The 3357-nt window shown below is 46.8% G+C and carries 3 protein-coding genes; all 3 read right to left on the reverse strand.

Translation table 11 applies throughout. The annotated features are described in order from the left end of the window. Positions 1 to 220: 220 nt before the first annotated feature. Positions 221 to 625 (reverse strand): hypothetical protein, encoded by a 405-nt coding sequence (locus tag V7Z60_RS09395; RefSeq protein WP_334117554.1) that lies wholly within the window; start codon positions 623 to 625, stop codon positions 221 to 223. Positions 626 to 871: 246 nt separating this feature from the next. Then, positions 872 to 1471, reverse strand: coding sequence for a GNAT family N-acetyltransferase (locus V7Z60_RS09400; protein WP_334117555.1), 600 nt, complete (start codon positions 1469 to 1471; stop codon positions 872 to 874). 83 nt (positions 1472 to 1554) lie between these two features. Continuing rightward, positions 1555 to 3273 carry a proline--tRNA ligase gene (locus tag V7Z60_RS09405; RefSeq protein ID WP_334117556.1) on the reverse strand — a complete coding sequence of 573 codons (1719 nt, stop codon included), beginning with the start codon at positions 3271 to 3273 and terminating at the stop codon, positions 1555 to 1557. Positions 3274 to 3357 lie beyond the last annotated feature (84 nt).

Below are 3357 nucleotides of genomic sequence, written 5' to 3' on the forward strand. Positions count from 1 at the left end.
GTCCTCACATCATCTTCCTCCCCCTTTTCTTCAAACAGTCATCCGTTTTCAGTAAAAGTGCGCAAAAAAGGGCATACCCCGTCTGAAAATCTACAGACGAAATATGCCCTGCTGCATTCAACAGAACTGCAAGAAAGATTGCACTTACATATGTATGTACAGAATTATACGTCATATTCATCTTCCATGCAGTCCTTTCTGAAAAATTATCTGAAACAAACTAAATCTGACTGCCGCACCTCAAATTCTCCAGCTCATCTGAAACGCCTGCTTCACTGAGGTCGTCAAGATAGCCGGAAAAGTGCAGTTTCCAGCATTCTGCGACATGAACGGGTGTCTTTGCCACTGCAATCATGGCAAGGGATTCATCGCGTTCGCGGAGGCTTTCGGAAAGAAACAGTCCCGAACCGTCCGGATCGTCAAGACTGACGAATACGGCATCGATGTACTCGCTTTCAAGATATCTGACGCATTCCTCGAGTCCGTTCACCCTGTATACTGGAACGTCGTCGCCTGCCCTGCGGCAGATGCCTGAAAGCAGGCGCTCAAGTTTCCTGTATCTTTTGTGGTTTTGCTCGTACACCAGAAAACTGATTTCAATCCCCTCGATTCTCCATGATACCAACCCTGTTCTATGTGGTAAGTGTAACATATCAAATAGGACAAAATTGGGACAAATCACTGCATTTTCACAAAAATTCAACAACAAGCCATAAAAAATCGATAATATTTCAAAAACAACATCTGAAATTACAGACGCGAAAGGACGCTGCCGTCAATGATCATCTGTCTGTTAATGAAATGGCAAATGAAAAGCCTGTAACTGAATTTTTTGAATTCAAATCACAGGCTTTTTCTTTTCCTGATTCCATCATGAAAATGATTCAAGCACCTTTTCGGCTTCATCTTCAATTTCCCTGACCGATTTTATCGCAGGCATCGGAACAACATGCCCTGCGATGAACTTCTCCATCCAGATCATGTCATACCAGGTGTCAAATTTATAACCGCACTTCCTGAACCTTCCGACAAGACAATAGTCATGCTTCTTGTGAAAATCAACGCTCCCGTGCGTAAGATGCTCATCTTCCCGGTCCGCGTACGTAATGCAGGCATTGACGTTGGTGATGCCCTGAAGCTTCAGAATCGCTTCAAGCGCAGCGTACAGCAGCGAGCCTGTCCCATGACCGCGGTCGTTTTCTGCAACATAGATGGACGTTTCAACAGCCCAGTCATAAGCAGCCCTGGATTTGAACGTTCCGGCATAGGCATAGCCGACAATTCTGCCGTCGATTTCAGCAACGATGTAGGGATACTTCTCCATGGTTCTTCTGATTCTTTCTGAAAATTCAGCAACCGAAGGAACGTCATATTCAAACGTAATTGCCGTCCGCTCAACATACGGAGCATAAATCTGAAGCAACTCTTCTGCATCACCGGTTTCTGCAAATCTTAAAGTCATTTTCGTCATGTCAATCACCCTTTTTGGTTTATGCATCAATTTTAACCAAAAAAAGCGCTCCTGACAATATCAGAAACGCTTTATATCAAGAATTATTTAGCCAGGCTTTCTTCCTTGAGCAGAATCTGAAGCGAGTTGAGCAATTCGTCAAGCTTGACTTCAAGCGTTTCGCCCGTGCGACGAAGCTTGATCTCGACGATGCCTTCGGCCGCTTTCTTACCGACCGTGATTCTGGCAGGAATTCCAATCAAATCGGAATCGGCAAACTTGACGCCGGGGCGTTCCCTGCGGTCATCGACGAGAACCTTGTACCCTGCATTTTCAAGCACTTCAGTCACTTTTTCAGAAAGTTCGACCTGTTCTTCCTTCTTGACGTTGACCGGAATCACGTGCACGTCAAACGGTGCGATTGAACGCGGCCAGACGATGCCGTCTTCATCAGAATGCTGTTCAACGATTGCTGAAAGCAAGCGGGAAACGCCGATTCCATAGCAGCCCATGATGATTGGAAGCTGACGCCCGTTTTCGTCAAGCACGACGGCATCCAGATCCTTGGAATAGCGTGTGCCGAGCTTGAAGATATGTCCGATTTCGATTCCGCGCGTGAACTTGAGATGTCCTTTTCCGTCAGGCGAAATTTCCCCTTCCTGAACCGTTCTGAGATCAGCAAAATGAGTTACGCTGAAATCGCGGCCGAGATTGGCATTGAGGTAGTGGAAACCGTCCTCGTTTGCCCCGACGCTGGCATTTGCCATGTTTTCAACGTCAAGATCAGCCAGAATTTCGATTTCTTCGGAAACTCCGACGGGTCCGAGCGAACCGAAGCCTGCGCCGAGGTATTTTCTTGCCTCGTCTTCTTCGGCAGGACGCAGGAAGTCGCATGACAGATAATTCTTGAGCTTGACTTCATTGACTTCGTCATTTCCGTGCATCAGGACAACGACCGGCTTTTCATCAGCAATGAAAAGCAGCGTCTTGATTTCACGGTCGGCTGAAGAACCCAGAAATTCAGCAACCTCATCAATTGTCCTGGCTCCGGGAGTTGCAACCTTCTGCAGTTCTCCGAGCGTTTCATGCGACTTCGGCATCGTCCGCTTGTTCTGAGCCATTTCCAGGTTGGCAGCATAGTCGCTTTCATCAGAATAAACGACCGTATCTTCACCGATAGGCGCAATTGCCATGAACTCCTTTGAATTGTTTCCGCCCATTGCACCGGCATCACCGATAATCGAGCGGAAGTTCAGGCCAACACGATTGAAAATGTTCGTGTAAGCAGAGTCCATGTCGCGGAACGTCTTGTCAAGACTTTCTTCTTCAGCATGGAACGAATATGCGTCCTTCATGATAAATTCACGGCCGCGAAGCAACCCGAAGCGCGGACGGTTCTCGTCGCGGTACTTCGTTTGAATCTGATAAAGCGTAATCGGCAGCTTCTTGTATGTCTTGATGGCATCGCGCACAATCGTCGTGAAGGTTTCCTCGTGCGTCGGTCCCAAAATGAAGTCGCGGTCATGGCGATCCTTGAATTTGAAAAGATTCGGGCCGTACGTTTCATAACGACCCGTCTGTTGCCAGAGTTCTGCGGGAAGAGCAGACGGAACCAGCATTTCAGCCGCATCAATATTCTCCATCTCTTCTCTGATAATCGTTTCAATATTGCGCAAAACGCGATATGCCAGCGGAAGATATGCATACATCCCCGCCGTAATTTGCTTGATGTACCCACCGCGAAGCATCAATTGGTGACTGATTGCCTCAGCATCACTTGGCACTTCCTTTAAAGTAGGAATCAACAATTTTGACTGTTTCATAGAAAGCAGATACCCCTCTCGAATTTTTACTCAATCTATTAGATTGCGAATTTCTAGTATAACTATATCAAATTATATCTAGTG

It is taken from the genome of Ligilactobacillus sp., assembly GCF_036846325.1.
Taxonomy (GTDB): Bacteria; Bacillota; Bacilli; order Lactobacillales; family Lactobacillaceae; genus Ligilactobacillus.

What these genes read in the sequence shown, in the direction of transcription:
- V7Z60_RS09405 (WP_334117556.1), bottom strand. Translation starts at nt 3,273, where the DNA reads ATGAAACAGTCAAAATTGTTGATTCCTACTTTAAAGGAAGTGCCAAGT.
- V7Z60_RS09400 (WP_334117555.1), bottom strand. Translation starts at nt 1,471, where the DNA reads ATGACGAAAATGACTTTAAGATTTGCAGAAACCGGTGATGCAGAAGAG.